This window comes from Burkholderia sp. Bp9140 (genome assembly GCF_003853425.1).
Classification (GTDB): domain Bacteria; phylum Pseudomonadota; class Gammaproteobacteria; order Burkholderiales; family Burkholderiaceae; genus Burkholderia.
This window is the reverse complement of record NZ_QTPQ01000031.1, coordinates 90177-104565: the sequence shown is the minus strand read 5'-3', so window position 1 is coordinate 104565 and position 14389 is coordinate 90177. Positions and strand designations below refer to the sequence as shown.

At 66.3% G+C, this 14389-nt stretch carries 17 protein-coding genes and 1 pseudogene; 10 read left to right on the top strand and 8 right to left on the bottom strand.

Annotated elements, in window-relative coordinates:
* Positions 1 to 102 (top strand): annotated as a pseudogene (locus DIE21_RS24945) (electron transfer flavoprotein subunit alpha/FixB family protein); the annotation flags it as partial.
* A 385-nt stretch (positions 103 to 487) separates the two neighbouring features.
* On the opposite strand, the gene DIE21_RS24940 reads toward DIE21_RS24945, so the two are convergent.
* Positions 488 to 1774, bottom strand: coding sequence for a D-amino acid dehydrogenase (locus DIE21_RS24940; RefSeq protein ID WP_124500202.1), 1287 nt, complete (start codon positions 1772 to 1774; stop codon positions 488 to 490).
* A 145-nt stretch (positions 1775 to 1919) separates the two neighbouring features.
* Between DIE21_RS24940 and DIE21_RS24935 the strand changes: the two genes are divergently transcribed.
* Positions 1920 to 2408 carry an Lrp/AsnC ligand binding domain-containing protein gene (locus tag DIE21_RS24935; protein WP_006762687.1) on the top strand — a complete coding sequence of 163 codons (489 nt, stop codon included), beginning with the start codon at positions 1920 to 1922 and terminating at the stop codon, positions 2406 to 2408.
* A gap of 91 nt (positions 2409 to 2499) precedes the next feature.
* On the top strand, positions 2500 to 3678 hold the full coding sequence (locus DIE21_RS24930; protein WP_124500201.1) for a PA0069 family radical SAM protein: 1179 nt from the start codon (positions 2500 to 2502) through the stop codon (positions 3676 to 3678).
* 17 nt (positions 3679 to 3695) lie between these two features.
* Here DIE21_RS24930 and DIE21_RS24925 read toward each other — a convergent pair whose 3' ends face one another.
* Both DIE21_RS24925 and DIE21_RS24920 read right to left on the bottom strand, forming a co-directional pair.
* The gene (locus tag DIE21_RS24925; RefSeq protein WP_124500200.1) at positions 3696 to 4163 is read right to left on the bottom strand and encodes an NINE protein; all 468 of its coding nucleotides are present in this window, start codon (positions 4161 to 4163) and stop codon (positions 3696 to 3698) included.
* Positions 4164 to 4273: 110 nt separating this feature from the next.
* Positions 4274 to 5413, bottom strand: coding sequence for a sorbosone dehydrogenase family protein (locus DIE21_RS24920; RefSeq protein WP_124500199.1), 1140 nt, complete (start codon positions 5411 to 5413; stop codon positions 4274 to 4276).
* Between the two features lie 154 nt (positions 5414 to 5567).
* On the opposite strand from DIE21_RS24920, the gene rpsP reads away from it, so the two are divergent.
* The 6 genes from rpsP to DIE21_RS24890 all read left to right on the top strand — a co-directional run bounded on the left by rpsP (position 5568) and on the right by DIE21_RS24890 (position 9695).
* On the top strand, positions 5568 to 5822 hold the full coding sequence (gene rpsP, locus DIE21_RS24915; protein WP_006476550.1) for a 30S ribosomal protein S16: 255 nt from the start codon (positions 5568 to 5570) through the stop codon (positions 5820 to 5822).
* A 42-nt stretch (positions 5823 to 5864) separates the two neighbouring features.
* Complete coding sequence (rimM, locus tag DIE21_RS24910; protein WP_124500198.1) at positions 5865 to 6542, top strand: ribosome maturation factor RimM; 678 nt, start codon at positions 5865 to 5867, stop codon at positions 6540 to 6542.
* Positions 6542 to 7336 carry a tRNA (guanosine(37)-N1)-methyltransferase TrmD gene (gene trmD, locus DIE21_RS24905; protein ID WP_124500197.1) on the top strand — a complete coding sequence of 265 codons (795 nt, stop codon included), beginning with the start codon at positions 6542 to 6544 and terminating at the stop codon, positions 7334 to 7336. Before rimM ends, trmD begins: the two co-directional genes overlap by 1 nt.
* 133 nt (positions 7337 to 7469) lie before the next feature.
* Positions 7470 to 7862 (top strand): 50S ribosomal protein L19, encoded by a 393-nt coding sequence (gene rplS / locus DIE21_RS24900; protein WP_006753174.1) that lies wholly within the window; start codon positions 7470 to 7472, stop codon positions 7860 to 7862.
* A gap of 87 nt (positions 7863 to 7949) precedes the next feature.
* The gene (locus DIE21_RS24895) at positions 7950 to 8636 is read left to right on the top strand and encodes a CoA pyrophosphatase (RefSeq protein ID WP_124500196.1); all 687 of its coding nucleotides are present in this window, start codon (positions 7950 to 7952) and stop codon (positions 8634 to 8636) included.
* Positions 8637 to 8756: 120 nt separating this feature from the next.
* Positions 8757 to 9695 (top strand): CobD/CbiB family protein, encoded by a 939-nt coding sequence (locus DIE21_RS24890; RefSeq protein ID WP_124500195.1) that lies wholly within the window; start codon positions 8757 to 8759, stop codon positions 9693 to 9695.
* 77 nt (positions 9696 to 9772) lie between these two features.
* Here DIE21_RS24890 and DIE21_RS24885 read toward each other — a convergent pair whose 3' ends face one another.
* The 3 genes from DIE21_RS24885 to DIE21_RS24875 are packed head-to-tail and all read right to left on the bottom strand — an operon-like array spanning position 9773 to position 12336.
* Positions 9773 to 10090, bottom strand: a complete 318-nt coding sequence (locus DIE21_RS24885; protein WP_124500194.1) for a putative signal transducing protein — start codon at positions 10088 to 10090, stop codon at positions 9773 to 9775.
* Between the two features lie 48 nt (positions 10091 to 10138).
* Positions 10139 to 11080: a ribosome small subunit-dependent GTPase A gene (gene rsgA / locus DIE21_RS24880; RefSeq protein WP_124500193.1), complete on the bottom strand. Its 942-nt coding sequence runs from the start codon at positions 11078 to 11080 to the stop codon at positions 10139 to 10141.
* Positions 11077 to 12336: a M48 family metallopeptidase gene (locus tag DIE21_RS24875; RefSeq protein WP_124500192.1), complete on the bottom strand. Its 1260-nt coding sequence runs from the start codon at positions 12334 to 12336 to the stop codon at positions 11077 to 11079. The genes rsgA and DIE21_RS24875 overlap by 4 nt, the downstream gene beginning before the upstream one ends.
* 99 nt (positions 12337 to 12435) lie before the next feature.
* On the opposite strand from DIE21_RS24875, the gene orn reads away from it, so the two are divergent.
* Entirely contained in the window at positions 12436 to 13056 is a 621-nt protein-coding gene (orn, locus tag DIE21_RS24870) for an oligoribonuclease (RefSeq protein ID WP_124500191.1), read from the top strand.
* 34 nt (positions 13057 to 13090) lie between these two features.
* Here the strand turns inward: orn and mog are convergent, their stop codons facing one another.
* Together mog and yjgA are read right to left on the bottom strand one after the other, a co-directional pair.
* Positions 13091 to 13699 (bottom strand): molybdopterin adenylyltransferase, encoded by a 609-nt coding sequence (mog, locus tag DIE21_RS24865; protein ID WP_124500190.1) that lies wholly within the window; start codon positions 13697 to 13699, stop codon positions 13091 to 13093.
* Positions 13683 to 14303: a ribosome biogenesis factor YjgA gene (gene yjgA, locus DIE21_RS24860; RefSeq protein ID WP_311767465.1), complete on the bottom strand. Its 621-nt coding sequence runs from the start codon at positions 14301 to 14303 to the stop codon at positions 13683 to 13685. The genes mog and yjgA overlap by 17 nt, the downstream gene beginning before the upstream one ends.
* Positions 14304 to 14389: the final 86 nt, after the last annotated feature.

The window sequence follows — 14389 nt, the reverse complement described above, 5'->3', positions numbered from 1 at the left end:
ATCAACAAGGATCCGGAAGCGCCGATCTTCAGCGTGGCCGATTACGGCCTCGTCGGCGATCTGTTCGCGCTCGTGCCGGAACTCGTGAACGAGCTCGGCTGACGCGGCATGCCGCTTCGGCGGTAAGTTACGCAGCAAGACAAGGGGCGCGATGAGCGCCCCTTTTTTTGCGCCACGGCCGGAGTGGGCGAGGGCATTCTTCGATGCGAACGAAGATCGCGATCACGCAATGCTGCGACGAACGTGTCCTGATGCGGTCAGGCAGGCAGGCCGAAGCGTCGATCGTCGGCGCGAAGGGCAACGAGAGCGAGCTCGCCGTGATGGCGGACCCGTTCCGGTCCGGCGACGCGTTCCCTGCAACGAAAAAGGCGCCTCGCATGAAAAACACCCCAAGGGTTGGATTCGCATCCAACTTTTGGGGTGCAGTTCAGCAGGGCGCCCTTTCGTTGATGCCGCTCCGACCCTTGCCGCAGCGGGCCGTTCCGGCTTATGCGTATGCCGGGCGCGGCTGGCCGGCCACATCCTTCAGGTAGCGATGCACCGACAGGTCGTCGGCCTGGATCGCCGGCTTCTTGCCCGAGATCAGGTCGGCGAGCAACTGGCCCGACCCGCACGACATCGTCCAGCCGAGCGTGCCGTGGCCGGTGTTGAGGAACAGGTTCGAGACCGGCGTGCGGCCGACGATCGGCGTGCCGTCCGGCGTCATCGGGCGCAGGCCCGTCCAGAACGTTGCCTTCGACGTGTCGCCGCCGCCCGGGAACAGGTCGTTCACGCACATTTCGAGCGTCTCGCGGCGCGCTGTGCGCAGGTTCTTGTCGAAGCCGACGATCTCGGCCATGCCGCCGACGCGGATGCGCTGGTCGAAACGCGTGATCGCGATCTTGTAGGTTTCGTCGAGCACCGTCGAGACGGGGGCAGCCGCCTCGTTGACGATCGGCGCGGTGATCGAATAGCCCTTCAGCGGGTAGACGGGGATCTTCATCAGGTTCGAGACGAAGCGGGTCGAGTACGACCCGAGCGCGACGACGTACGCATCCGCGCGCACCATCTCGCTGCCGCACTGCACGCCGGCGATCTTGCCGCCCGCGATCGCGAGCGCGTCGATCGGCGTGTTGTAGCGGAACTTCACGCCGAGCGATTCCGCGAGCGCCGCGAGGCGCGTCGTAAACAGCTGGCAGTCGCCCGTTTCGTCGCCCGGCAGGCGCAGGCCGCCCGTCAGCTTGTGCGACACGGCGGCGAGCGCCGGTTCGGCATGCTTCAGTTCGGCCGGCGACAGCAGTTCGAACGGCACGTTCGCTTCCTGCAGCACCGCGATGTCCTTCGCCGCGCCGTCGAGTTGCTGTTGCGTGCGGAACAGCTGCAGCGTGCCGCCCGTGCGGCCTTCGTACTGGATGCCCGTGTCGGCGCGCAGCGCCTGCAGGCAATCGCGGCTGTATTCGGCGAGGCGGACCATGCGGCCCTTGTTGACCGCATAGCGCTCGGCCGTGCAGTTGCGCAGCATCTGCCACATCCACTGGAGCTGGAAACGCGTGCCGTCGAGGCGGATCGCAAGCGGCGCGTGCTTTTCGAACATCCACTTGACGGCCTTCAGCGGCACGCCGGGCGCGGCCCACGGCGCGGCATAGCCGGGCGAGATCTGGCCCGCGTTCGCGAAGCTCGTATCGAGTGCCGGGCCGGCCTCGCGGTCGATCACCGTGACTTCATGACCGGCGCGCGCGAGGTAATACGCGCTTGCCACGCCCACCACACCGCTGCCCAGAATGACGACTCGCATAGCTGCTCCAGATGGAAGGATTCAGGTCGAGGCCGGGCGCACCTGCGTCTCCGTGTAACCTCTATCTGATCTAGTTTTTTGCGCTATGGTATTGTCGAATGTGTAGGTTTTGTTATCGTATTTTTCAGGTTTTCAGCATAAACAAATGAGAACGCAACGCCAGCCAGTACGCTCGCTCGACAAGCTCGACCGGCGCATCCTCAAACTGCTCCAGGACGACGGCCGGATGGCGATGAAGGACCTCGCGGAACAGGTCGGACTGACCGTGACGCCATGCATCGAGCGCGTGCGGCGCATGGAGCGCGACGGCGTCATCACCGGCTATCACGCACGCGTCGATCCGGGCCAGCTCGGCGCCGCGTTGCTGGTGTTCGTCGAGATCACGCTCGGCCACAAGGGCGGCAACATGTTCGAGCAGTTCCGTCGCGAAGTGATGAAGATCGACGAGGTGCTCGAATGCCATCTCGTGTCCGGCGACTTCGACTACCTGATCAAGGCGCGGATCGGTGAAATGGCCGACTATCGCAAGCTGCTCGGCGACATCCTGCTGCAGCTGCCCGGCGCGGTGCAGTCGAAGAGCTATGTCGTGATGGAGGAAATCAAGGAGACGCTGACGATTTCGGTCGGCGAATGACCGCGGCTGCGACCCGCTGTCGGTCCTTCTATCCCGCCCTTGGCATGCTGCACCCAATACTGTATAAATATACAGTATTGGGTGCAGGCGAATGGGTGAGCGCATGGACGGTCGGTCCGACAACGAATTTCCGATAGCGCCGCCGGCGCCCCGCAAGGGGCGCGGTGCGGTCGACAACCTCCAGGGGCGGTACGAAACGGCGCTGCGCGAAGCGGTCGACGACGGCTGGACGCATGAATCGGACGACGCCGATCTGCCCGCTTCGCTGCGCACACAGGTGTTTGAGGAGCGCGCAAAGAGCATCCTGACGCACAACCAGTCGCCGGACATTCCGTTCAGCGTGTCGCTCAATCCGTATCGCGGCTGCGAGCATGGCTGCATCTACTGCTTTGCACGGCCGACCCATAGTTATCTGGGCCTGTCGCCGGGGCTCGATTTCGAGAGCCGCATCTATGCGAAGGTCAACGCGGCCGAACTGCTCGAGCGCGAGATTTCGCGCAAGCGTTACGTGCCGGAGCCGATCGCGCTCGGTGTCAATACCGACGCATACCAGCCGGTCGAGCGCGATCTGCGCATCACGCGCAGCGTGATCCAGGTGATGCACGATCGCGGGCTGCCGTTCGCCGCGATCACGAAATCGTCGCTGATCGAGCGCGATCTGGACCTGCTGGCCCCGATGGCCGAACGCGGGCAGGTGATGGCCGCGGTCACGATCACGACGCTCGACGCCGATCTCGCGCGCACGCTCGAGCCGCGTGCGGCGACGCCGGCGCGCCGGCTGCGCACGATCCGCGCATTGCGCGACGCGGGCGTGCCGGTGGGCGTCAGCATCGCACCGATGATCCCGTTCGTCACCGAGCCGGACATGGAGCGCGTGCTGGAAGCCTGTGCGGAAGCCGGTGCGACGCATGCGAGCTACATCATCCTGCGGCTGCCGTGGGAGGTCGCGCCGCTGTTCAAGCACTGGCTCTCCGCGCATTTCCCCGATCGTGCGGAGCGCGTGATGAACCGCGTGCGCGACATGCGCGGCGGGAAGGACTACGACTCGGATTTCTCGAAACGGATGAAGGGGGAGGGGATCTGGGCCGACCTGTTGCGTCAGCGTTTCCGTCAGGCCGTGAAGCGGCTCGGGTTGAACGAGCGCGCGAACGGCATTCTGGATCTGTCGCAGTTTCGCTGTGCGCCGGCGGCCGGGGCGGCAACTCGGCGTACGGTGGCGGGCGCAAGCGGCGCGAAGTCGCGTGACGACATGCAGTTGAGCCTGTTCTGACCGACGCGTGTCGGCGTTTACTGCGAAATCTGCTTCGCCGCCTCGACTTGCGATTCGAAATACGTCTGGAACGACAGCGCGAGCGCGGTCATCAGCAGGAACGCGCCGATCAGCAGCGAGAAGATCACGATGAAGATCACCGTCCAGCCCGACCGGCTGTGCTTGCCCGTATCGGCATTGAATTGCGCGTCCCATTTTTCGTCGGGGCGCAGGCCGTAGACGAGCGCGGCGAGGAACGCGGCCAGCAGCGAGATCGCACCCGGCACGGCGAGCCACCAGCCGAGGCCGGCGCTGCGCTGGGTCGCGGCGAGCAGCATGAAACCCGGAATCCCGACAATCGTCGCGAGCAGGTGCGCCCAGCCGTACATGTCGCGCAAGCCGTACAGGTAGAAGCGGTGCGCGCCGAGTGAACCGAACAGGAACGCGAGGGCGGCGGTGAGCGTCTTGGAGCGGAAGCGGCGGGACGGTGCGGTGCTGCTGGACATGGGTGGCGGCGGATTGTCGTTGGCATGGGCGGCCGGCAGGCCGGCGCGGGGCGCTCGGCCCGGCACGCATTCTACGATGCCCGGTCGGGCCCGGTCACCCCTCGCCTGCGTCAAGGTGCCGCATAGGTGACGCGGTAGATGGCGCCCGCGTAGTCGTCGCTGACGAGCAGCGAGCCGTCCGGCAGCGGCAGCACGTCGGCCGGGCGTCCCCACGCGGTGCCGTCCGCGCGCAGCCAGCCGGTAATGAACGGTGTCTGGCGCGCGTGGCTGCCGTCGGCCGACACGACCGCGCGCATCACGCGGTAGCCGACCTTCGTGCTGCGGTTCCACGAACCGTGCTCGGCAATGAAGACGTTGTTGCGATACGACGCCGGGAACATCAGCCCCGTATAGAAGCGCATGCCGAGTGCGGCGACGTGCGCGCCGAGTTTCAGCACGGGCGGCACATAGCGGCGGCACACGTCGGCGCTCCCGAATTCGGGGTCGGGTGTGTCGCCGCCGTGGCAGTACGGAAAACCGAAGTCGAGTCCCGCGCGCGGCGCGCGGTTCAGCTTGTCGTCGGGCACGTCGTCGCCCATCAGGTCGCGCCCGTTGTCGGTGAACCATAGCTCGCCCGAATCGGGGTGCCATGCGAAGCCGACGGTATTGCGCACGCCGCGGGCAAATACTTCGCGGCCGCTGCCGTCGGCGTTCATCCGTGCGATGATCGCGTAGCGGCCGCGATCGGCGAGGCACACGTTGCACGGCGCGCCGGTCGGCACGTAGAGCTTGCCGTCGGGCCCGAACGCGATGAATTTCCAGCCGTGCTGGTGATCGGTCGGCAGCGCGTCCGTCACGACTACCGGCGCGGGCGGCCTGGCGAGCCGGTCGTCGATGTGGTCGAGGCGCAGGATGCGCGATACCGCGGAGATATAGAGCGCGCCGTCGCGATACGCGACCCCGACGGGCATGTCGAGCCCCGATGCGATCACGTAGCGGGCGGTGATCCGGCCCTCTTGCAGCGCAAATGCATGCACGCGGCCTTCTCGCGAGCCGACATACAGAATCCCGCGCGGCGACCACGCCATTTCGCGCGCGGTCGGAACGGCGTCGGTCAGCATGTCGACATGGAAGCCGGGCGGCACGACGAGTTCGCCCACCGGTGGTGCGGCGCAAGCCGCGGTGGCTGCGAGGCAGGTACCGAGGCCGGCCAGCAAGCCCGCGAGGCGGCGCTGTACGCGGCGCGCCGGAGTGACGCGAAATGGCGGCATGGCGGCGGGGGAGCGTCGTGGACACGACGATTGTATGCCCGGCGGACAGGGCGTTTGCGGAATTTTTGCGCGTAAGTGTTTGTTGTGGCTTTGGTTTCCGGCTATAATCGCACGTTTCAGTAGTTTCGAACCCGGTTTTCCCGAAGGATTTCATATGGTTATCATCCGTCTGGCTCGCGGCGGCTCGAAGAAGCGCCCGTTCTACAACATCGTTGCTACCGATTCGCGTAACCGTCGTGACGGCCGCTTCATCGAGCGCGTCGGCTTCTACAACCCGGTCGCTACGAAGGGCGAATCGCTGCGTATCGCTCAGGACCGCCTGACGTACTGGCAAGGTGTTGGCGCGCAACTGTCGCCGACCGTCCAGCGTCTCGTGAAGGAAGCGCAAAAGGCGCAACCGGCTGCCTAACATGGCGCGGTGTGCCGGTCGTGCCGGCTGCAAGGAGCATTGATGTCCGGTCACGATTCCGGTAACGCAAAGCGCGGGCGAGCGTCGTTTGGCGCATTCGTCCGCAAGCCGGTCGAGCGCGACGTTGTCGCGAGCGCCGGTAGGGCTGCCGAGCAGGGCAGTCTCGAAGCGGCGCAAGCCTGGCCCGACGATGCCGTCGAGGTCGGGGCAGTGGTCGACGCCTACGGCCTGAAGGGCTGGATCAAGGTGGCGACGCATGCCGACGCCGGTCGCGGCGGCGACGCGCTGCTTAACGCGCGCTGCTGGTGGCTGGAACGGGGTGGGGAGCGGTTGTCCGCCCGCATCCTGCAGTCGAAGACGCACGGCGACACTGTCGTCGCGCATGCCGCGGGTGTCAGCGACCGCGATGCCGCACTGGCTTTGCGCGGCTTTCGCGTGTTCGTGCGCCGGGAAGATTTTCCGGCATTGGCCGCGGACGAATTCTATTGGGTCGACCTGATCGGCCTCGAGGTCGTCAACGAGCAATCGGTGGCGCTCGGGACAGTGAGCGGGATGATCGACAACGGCGTGCATTCGATCATGCGCGTCGAGTATCCGGCAGTCGGCAAGGATGGTCAGCCGACCACCGACGAGCGGCTGATTCCGTTCGTCGGCGTATACGTCAAGACGGTGGATCAGGCGGCACGTCGCATCGTCGTCGACTGGGACGCCGATTACTAATGAACCAGGTTACGGAGAGCGCGGTGCAGTTCGACGTCGTCACGCTCTTTCCCGAAATGTTCCGCGCGCTGACCGACTGGGGAATCACCAGCCGGGCCGTGAAGCAGGAGCGCTTCGGGCTGCGCACCTGGAACCCGCGTGATTTCACGACGGACAACTACCGCACGGTCGACGATCGTCCGTACGGCGGCGGTCCGGGCATGGTGATGCTGGCCAGGCCGCTCGAGGCCGCGATCGGCGCTGCGAAGGCAGCGCAGGCGGAGCAGGGCGTCGCGAGCACGCGTGTGGTGATGATGTCGCCGCAAGGTGCGCCGTTCACGCACGAACGTGCGGTGCGGATGGCGCAGGAGCCGGGTGTCATCGTGCTGTGCGGCCGCTACGAGGCGATCGATCAGCGTCTGCTCGACCGTTGCGTCGACGAGGAAATCAGCCTCGGCGATTTCGTTCTGTCCGGCGGCGAACTGCCGGCGATGGCGATGATGGATGCCGTCGTGCGCCTGCTGCCCGGCGTGCTGAACGATGCGCAGTCGGCCGTGCAGGACAGCTTCGCCGACGGGCTGCTCGATTGTCCGCATTACACGCGCCCCGAGGAATACGAGGGGATGCGCGTGCCGGACGTGCTGCTCGGCGGGCATCATGCCGAGATCGAGCGGTGGCGGCGCCAGGAAGCATTGAAGAATACGTTGCGGAAGCGGCCGGACCTGATCGTCCGGGCGCGCCGCGAGAAGTTGCTGAGCCGTGCCGACGAGGCGTGGCTTGCGAACCTCGCACGCGAAGCGAAGAACGCCTCCTGAGGCGGCGTCGCGGGCGGGAAATGGCGGTGCCGTGCATGCGTGCGCGGTGCCTGATGTGAATCCATCCTCTATCGGGGCCAGGCCTGGAAGCAGGCGGGTGCAAACGCCGACAAGATGGCTTTAGGAGTCTGTGATGAATCTGATTGCAAAACTTGAGCAGGAAGAAATCGAGCGCGCGCTCGCCGGCAAGACGATCCCCGAATTCGCCCCGGGCGATACGGTGATCGTGAACGTGAACGTGGTTGAAGGTAACCGCAAGCGCGTTCAGGCTTACGAAGGCGTCGTGATCGCGATTCGCAACCGTGGCCTGAACTCGAACTTCATCGTCCGCAAGATCTCGTCGGGCGAAGGCGTCGAGCGTACGTTCCAGACCTACTCGCCGCTGCTGGCGAGCATCGTCGTGAAGCGTCGCGGTGATGTGCGTCGCGCGAAGCTGTACTACCTGCGCGAGCGTTCGGGCAAGTCGGCTCGAATCAAGGAAAAGCTGGTGTCGAAGGATCGCGCCGCAGCAGCTTCCCAAGAGTAAGAGCTGTAAGGAAAAAGCACCCTCCCGGGTGCTTTTTTCATTCTGGCGCGACAATATGCTCGATACGTCACGAACCCGAGAGCCCCATTGAATCGCCGCCCCATCATTGACCCCGAAGTGCTGCCGGTCGAAGGCACCGGTGCCGGCCTGCCATCCATCGATTCCCGCCTGATGACGCCGCCCGGGCTGCGCGAGCGTTTCGCGCGCACGCTCGAATGGAGTGTCGAGCCGAGCGACGCACGATTGCAGGAGGGCGTTGATCCGCGCAGCGCCGCCGTCCTCGTACCGCTCGTCGTCCGCGAGAGCGGCCTCACCGTGCTGCTGACCCAGCGCGCCGATCACCTGAACGACCATGCCGGACAGATCAGCTTCCCCGGCGGCCGCCGCGAGCCGTTCGATCGCGATGCGACGGCGACCGCGTTGCGCGAGGCGAAGGAGGAAATCGGACTGGCCGCCGAACGGGTCGAGATTCTCGGTGCGCTGCCCGACTACCTGACGGGTACCGGCTTCTGCGTGGCGCCCGTCGTGGGGCTCGTGCATCCGCCGTTCACCGTGCAGGCCGACACGTTCGAAGTCGCCGAGATTTTCGAGGTGCCGCTCGCGTTCCTGATGAGTCCAGCGAACCACCAGGTGCGCGTGTTCCGCTGGGAAGGCGGCGAACGTCGTTTTTTTGCGATGCCCTATCCGAATGGTGAATCGACCGGGCATTACTTCATCTGGGGCGCAACTGCCGCCATGTTGCGCAATCTGTACCGCTTCTTGGCAGCCGGATAACATCCCGACTGATCCTGCCCACGCGGCCGGCTCCCGGCCCGTCGCGCCAGCAGCCATGCGTCGCTTACGCTGTGCTATCGTTATGCAAAAAATGACATAACTCCGAAGACGGCGCCACGCATGACTTTCTTTTCGGTTCTCCTCGCTCTCATCATCGAACAGGTCCGCGCGTTGTCGCCGAGCAATCCGGTGTTCGCGCTGTTCCAGTTTCATGCGGAAACCGTCGCGCATGGCCTCGACGCCGGCAAGCAAAAGCATGGCGTGCTCGCATGGCTCGCCGTCGTGCTGCCGTGGGTACTGGTCGTCGCACTGGTCTACTTCCTGCTGTACAAGGTGAGCTTCGTGCTCGCGTTCATCTGGAACGTCGTCGTGGTGTATTTCACGCTCGGCTTCCGCCAGTTCAGCCACTACTTCACCGATATCCATCTCGCGCTCAACAACGACGATGTGCCGCGCGCGCGAGAAATCCTGCACGAATGGACGGGCCTCGACACGGTCGACATGCCGGTCGGCGAAATCGTCCGCCATACGCTGATTCATGCGGTCGTAGCGTCGCATCGCCACGTGTTCGGCGTGTTCTTCTGGTACGTGCTGCCGATCGGTCCGGCCGGTGCCGTGCTGTACCGCATCTCCGAGTATCTCGCACGCAGCTGGTCGACGCCGGCCGACGATCGCACGGCCGCGTTCTCGACGTTCGCGCAGCGCGCGTTCTTCGTGATCGACTGGATTCCGTCGCGGCTGACCGCGCTCGGCTTCGCGATCGTCGGCAACTTCGAGGATGCGATCTACGCGTGGCGCAATCACACGCGCCAGTGGCCCGACCCGAACGACGGCGTGCTGCTCGCGGCCGGTAGCGGCGCGCTCGGCGCGCGCCTCGCGGGGCCGCTCGCGGAACCGTCGAGCCTCGACGCGCTGGCGGTCGGCGACAGCGGGCCGTTGACGGTTGGTGATGATTGCACGCCGCGTACGCTGCAGTCGGCGGTCGGCCTGGTGTGGCGCGCCGTGATCCTGTGGATGATCCTGCTGTTGCTGCTGACGCTGGCGGTCTGGGTGTCGTGACGCGCTCGCTCGGCGCCCGATGAAATGAAAAGGCCGGCTCGATGCCGGCCTTTTTGCCGTGCGTCAGGTCAATCCGTTCAGTCGTCGCGCGGATCACGCACGGCGCCGCATTGCCAGCAGGCGGTGAACTGGGCCTCGAGCGCCTCGCCGCATTGGCGGCAGCGCCACGGCGCGGCGCCGGCCGACGGGCCGTGCGACGCCGCATCGAGGAGCCGCCGCGCGAGCGCGTCGTCGCGCTCGTCATCGAGCCACAGCTCGGGCGCGCATGCGTCGGCGGGCAGGCCGCCGAGCGCACCGGTCGCGTAGCAGTTGTGCAGCTCGCAACCGATGCCGGCCACCTGCAGCACGTTCGCCCAATGCTGCGCGGTTGCAAGATCGGGGGCCTTGAAACGCATCGCGGCTCCTGTCGGTGAAGGCCAGGCCGCCTTCTGCCCGCAGCGCGGTCAGCGGACGATCTGGCTTGCCTCGTGCACGAGCTGCGCGTAAAGCGCATGCCGCGACGGCGCAATGCGGCCATCGGCGACGGCGTCGAGAATTGCGCAGCCCGGCTCCTGCAGATGATGGCAATTATAGAAACGGCAGTCCGCGAGCAGTGGGCGGAATTCCGGAAACGCACGCTCGAGGCGGCCTTCGGTCAGGTGGTAGAGGCCGAATTCCTGGAAACCCGGCGAATCGATCAGCGCGCCGCCGCCTTCGAGCGGGTACAGGCGCGTGAACGTCGTCGTGTGGCGGCCGCTGTTGAGCGCGGCCGAGATTTCGCGGGTCGCGGCCTCGGCATCGGGCACGAGCAGGTTCACGAGCGTCGACTTGCCCATCCCGGACTGGCCGAGCAGGATCGTCGAATGGCCGGCCAGATGCGGCATCAGCTGCGCGCGCGCATCGTCGGGCGAGCCCTTCACCGACAGTTCGAGCACGTCGTAGCCGAGCGCGCGGTAGGGTGCGAGGCGCTCGCGGGCGACCGGCAGCGCGGCCTCGACGTCGATCTTGTTCAGCACGACGAGCGGCTTCAGTTCGTTCGCTTCGGCCGCGATCAGCGCGCGGCCGAGCAAATCCTCGCTGAAATAGGGCTCGGTCGCGAGCACGATCAGCAACTGGTCGAGGTTGGCCGCGAACAGCTTCGACTTGAACTGGTCGGAACGGTACAGCAGGTTGCGCCGCTCGCCGATCTCGACGATCACGCCCTGGTCGGCCGATGCCTGTTCGTACACGACGCGGTCGCCGACCGCGATCTCGCTTTTCTTGCCGCGCGGGAAGCACTGCAGCATCGGGCCGCCGTCGCCGGGGGCGACGATGTAGTGGCGACCGTGCGCCGCGATCACGCGGCCTTCGACACGCGGCGCGCCCGGTGCGCGCGGGGCCGGCTTGCGGGATGTCGGCCGGCTCATGCGTGCTGCATCAGGCGGTCGATCCGCTGCGACGCAGGCGGATGCGAGTAGTAGAAGGCCGTGTAGACGGGGTCGGGCGTGAGCGTCGACGCGTTGTCCTCATAGAGCTTCACGAGCGCGCTGACGAGATCCTGCGCGTCGGTCTGGCTGGCCGCGAACGCGTCGGCCTCGAACTCGTGCTTGCGCGACGTGAGGCTGCTGAACGGCGTCGCGAAGAACAGGAACACCGGGATCGCGAGGAAGAACAGCACGAGCGCGGCGCCCGCGTTGCTCGAGTCGAGTGACGGTGTGACGCCGAGCCCCGTGTAGAACCACGTGCGCTGCGCGAGCCAGCCGAGCAGCGCGAGCAGCACGAGGCTCAGCACGAACGACACCAGCATCCGCTTCATCACGTGGCGGCGCTTGAAGTGGCCGAGTTCATGCGCGAGCACGGCCTCGATTTCCTGGCCGGTCAGCCGCGCGAGCAGCGTGTCGAAGAACACGATCCGCTTCGATGCGCCGAAGCCCGTGAAGTACGCGTTGCCGTGCGCGGAACGGCGGCTGCCGTCCATCACGAACAGGCCCTTCGACGCGAAACCGCACCGTTTCATCAGCGACTCGATGCGTGTGCGCAGCGCCTCATCCTTCAGCGGTTCGAACTTGTTGAAGATCGGCGCGATGAAGGTCGGGTAGATCAGCAGCACGAGCATCTGGAATGCGACCCAGACGATCCAGGTCCACAGCCACCACAGACTGCCGGCCTGGTTCATCAGCCACAATACGACGAACAGCAGCGGCAGGCCGAGCACGGCGCCGAGGAGCGTGTTCTTCAGCATGTCGGTGAAGAACAGGCGCTTGGTCATCCGGTTGAAGCCGAACCGCTGCTCGATCCCGAACTGGCGGTAGTACTCGAACGGCACGTCGATCACGCTCGTGATCGCGAGGACGGCGGCGACGAGCGCGACCTGCTGCCCGTAGCCGCGGCCGAGCCAGCCCGTCAGCAGCGTGTCGAGCGCGCCGACGCCGCCGAGCAGCGTGAGGCCGACCAGCACGGCCGCGCTGACGACGATCTCGAACATCGCGAGCCGCGTGCGCTCGACCGTGTAGTCGGCCGCGCGCTGGTGGGCGGTCAGCGGAATGGTCGCGCTGAACTGCGCGGGCACGCCGTTGCGGTGTGCGGCGACGAAGCGGATCTGCCGCGACGCGAGCCACAGCTTGGTGACGACCATCGCGAGCACGGCGATCGCGAACAGCAGGGTGAACGAAAAGGGTGACATCTGAGGCGCCAAAGGGTTCTATGCGAGAATTATATGTTCTTGCGGACCGGGCCCGCTCACGCGATGCCGCCCGCCGTCCGCCATTTTCCAGGATGACCCATGACCGATACCGCCGCTTCCACCAGCCAGCCCGCGCTCGTGCGCAACGAGTTGAACCTCGTCTGGCTCGACATGGAGATGACGGGCCTCGACCCGGATAACGACCGCATCATCGAAATCGCGGTCGTCGTGACCAATTCCACGCTCGACATCGCGGTGGAAGGCCCCGTGTTCGCGATCCACCAGAGCGACGAAACGCTCGCGAAGATGGACGACTGGAACAAGTCGACGCACGGCCGCTCGGGCCTGATCGACCGCGTGCGCGCGTCGACCGTGACCGAGGCGGACGCCGCCGCTCAGCTGGAGGCGTTCCTCGCGCAGTACGTGTCGCCCGGCAAGTCGCCGATGTGCGGCAACTCGATCTGCCAGGATCGCCGCTTCATGGCGCGCTGGATGCCGGAATTCGAGCGGTTCTTCCATTACCGCAACCTGGACGTCAGCACGCTCAAGGAGCTGTGCCGCCGCTGGCAGCCCGCGATCTACAAGGGTTTCCAGAAGCGCGCGATGCACACCGCGCTCGCCGATATCCACGAGTCGATCGACGAACTGAAGTACTACCGCGAGCATTTCCTGATTCCGGCCGCGTCGGCGCCGGCAGGCGAGTCCGCGCCGGCCGCCTGAGCGGGCCGGCACGCGCCCGGCGCTCGATACGCGCTCAGCGCCGCGCGCTCTTCGGCCGGAACGCCGCGACCACCGCGGCGTCGGTCTCGATGTACGGGCCGCCGATCAGGTCGATGCAATAGGGCACCGCGGCGAAGATGCCGGGCACGGTCGACTTGCCGTCAGCGTCGCGCAGCCCTTCGAGCGTTTCCCGGATCGACTTCGGCTGGCCGGGCAGGTTGATGATCAGCGCCGCGTGGTCGGCCGTCTCGCGGATCACCGCGACCTGCCGCGACAGGATCGCGGTCGGCACGAAATTCAGGCTGATCTGCCGCATCTGTTCGCCGAATCCCGGCATTTCCTTCGTCGCCACGGCCAGCGTGGCCTCCGGCGTCACGTCGCGGCGCGCGGGGCCGGTGCCGCCCGTCGTCAGCACCAGATCGCAGCCGGCCACGTCGACGAGTTCGGCCAGCGTGGCCGAGATCGTCGGCGCGTCGTCCTGGATCAGCCGGGTTTCGGCGCGCCATGGCGAGCGCAGCGCGCCGGCGAGCCATTCCTGCAGCGCCGGGATGCCCTTGTCCTCGTAGACGCCCGTGCTGGCGCGGTCGCTGATCGACACGAGGCCGACCACGAGCTCGTCCGGGTGGTCAGGCTTCGTCGTCATGGTCGTCTCCGGCATCGTCCGGCGCGTCGTCGCCGTCAGCCTCGTCACTGTCAGCCTCGTCCGTACCGCTCGCGGTCTTGATCCACTGGAACAGTTCGCGGAAATAGCGCGGCGGCTTGCCTTGCTGCGCTTCCTTGCGCGCGTTGCGGATCAGCGTACGGCCTTCCTGGATGTCGGCTTCGGGGTGCTGGTGGAGGAATTCGGTCAGCGCGTCGTCGCTGGCGAGCAGCTGTTCGCGCGTGCGCTCGATCCAGTGCAGGCGGGCGGTTGCAGCCCTGTTCACGCCTCGCTGGGCGTCGAGCGCGGTGCGCAGCGCGGCGGTTTCTTCGTCGGTCAGCGAGCGCATTACGCGGCCGACATACTGGAGCTGGCGGCGCTTGCCTTCGTGATCGGTGATCCGGCGCGCCTCGCGCACGGCGTCCGCGAGGGCCTCGGGCATCGGCATGCGCTTGAGCGCGTCCTTCGGCAGGTCGACCAGCGCCTGGCCGAGCTCCTGCAGCGCGTGCATCTCGCGTTTCAACTGGGATTTGCTGGGGCGATCGTAGCCGTTGCCGGTGTCGTCGTCGGCGTGCTCGATCGGCTGGATTCGGGTTTTGCGTGTCATGGGCGGCATTGTATCGCGGCGCGGACACCCCAAGCTTGTCGGTATATGGCCCCGGACCTTGCTATGATCGCGGGATACGCAACATT

What these genes read in the sequence shown, in the direction of transcription:
- DIE21_RS24940 (WP_124500202.1), bottom strand. Translation starts at nt 1,774, where the DNA reads ATGCGAGTCGTCATTCTGGGCAGCGGTGTGGTGGGCGTGGCAAGCGCG.
- DIE21_RS24935 (WP_006762687.1), top strand. Translation starts at nt 1,920, where the DNA reads ATGAGAACGCAACGCCAGCCAGTACGCTCGCTCGACAAGCTCGACCGG.
- DIE21_RS24930 (WP_124500201.1), top strand. Translation starts at nt 2,500, where the DNA reads ATGGGTGAGCGCATGGACGGTCGGTCCGACAACGAATTTCCGATAGCG.
- DIE21_RS24925 (WP_124500200.1), bottom strand. Translation starts at nt 4,163, where the DNA reads ATGTCCAGCAGCACCGCACCGTCCCGCCGCTTCCGCTCCAAGACGCTC.
- DIE21_RS24920 (WP_124500199.1), bottom strand. Translation starts at nt 5,413, where the DNA reads ATGCCGCCATTTCGCGTCACTCCGGCGCGCCGCGTACAGCGCCGCCTC.
- rpsP (WP_006476550.1), top strand. Translation starts at nt 5,568, where the DNA reads ATGGTTATCATCCGTCTGGCTCGCGGCGGCTCGAAGAAGCGCCCGTTC.
- rimM (WP_124500198.1), top strand. Translation starts at nt 5,865, where the DNA reads ATGTCCGGTCACGATTCCGGTAACGCAAAGCGCGGGCGAGCGTCGTTT.
- trmD (WP_124500197.1), top strand. Translation starts at nt 6,542, where the DNA reads ATGAACCAGGTTACGGAGAGCGCGGTGCAGTTCGACGTCGTCACGCTC.
- rplS (WP_006753174.1), top strand. Translation starts at nt 7,470, where the DNA reads ATGAATCTGATTGCAAAACTTGAGCAGGAAGAAATCGAGCGCGCGCTC.
- DIE21_RS24890 (WP_124500195.1), top strand. Translation starts at nt 8,757, where the DNA reads ATGACTTTCTTTTCGGTTCTCCTCGCTCTCATCATCGAACAGGTCCGC.
- DIE21_RS24885 (WP_124500194.1), bottom strand. Translation starts at nt 10,090, where the DNA reads ATGCGTTTCAAGGCCCCCGATCTTGCAACCGCGCAGCATTGGGCGAAC.
- rsgA (WP_124500193.1), bottom strand. Translation starts at nt 11,080, where the DNA reads ATGAGCCGGCCGACATCCCGCAAGCCGGCCCCGCGCGCACCGGGCGCG.
- DIE21_RS24875 (WP_124500192.1), bottom strand. Translation starts at nt 12,336, where the DNA reads ATGTCACCCTTTTCGTTCACCCTGCTGTTCGCGATCGCCGTGCTCGCG.
- orn (WP_124500191.1), top strand. Translation starts at nt 12,436, where the DNA reads ATGACCGATACCGCCGCTTCCACCAGCCAGCCCGCGCTCGTGCGCAAC.
- mog (WP_124500190.1), bottom strand. Translation starts at nt 13,699, where the DNA reads ATGACGACGAAGCCTGACCACCCGGACGAGCTCGTGGTCGGCCTCGTG.
- yjgA (WP_311767465.1), bottom strand. Translation starts at nt 14,303, where the DNA reads ATGACACGCAAAACCCGAATCCAGCCGATCGAGCACGCCGACGACGAC.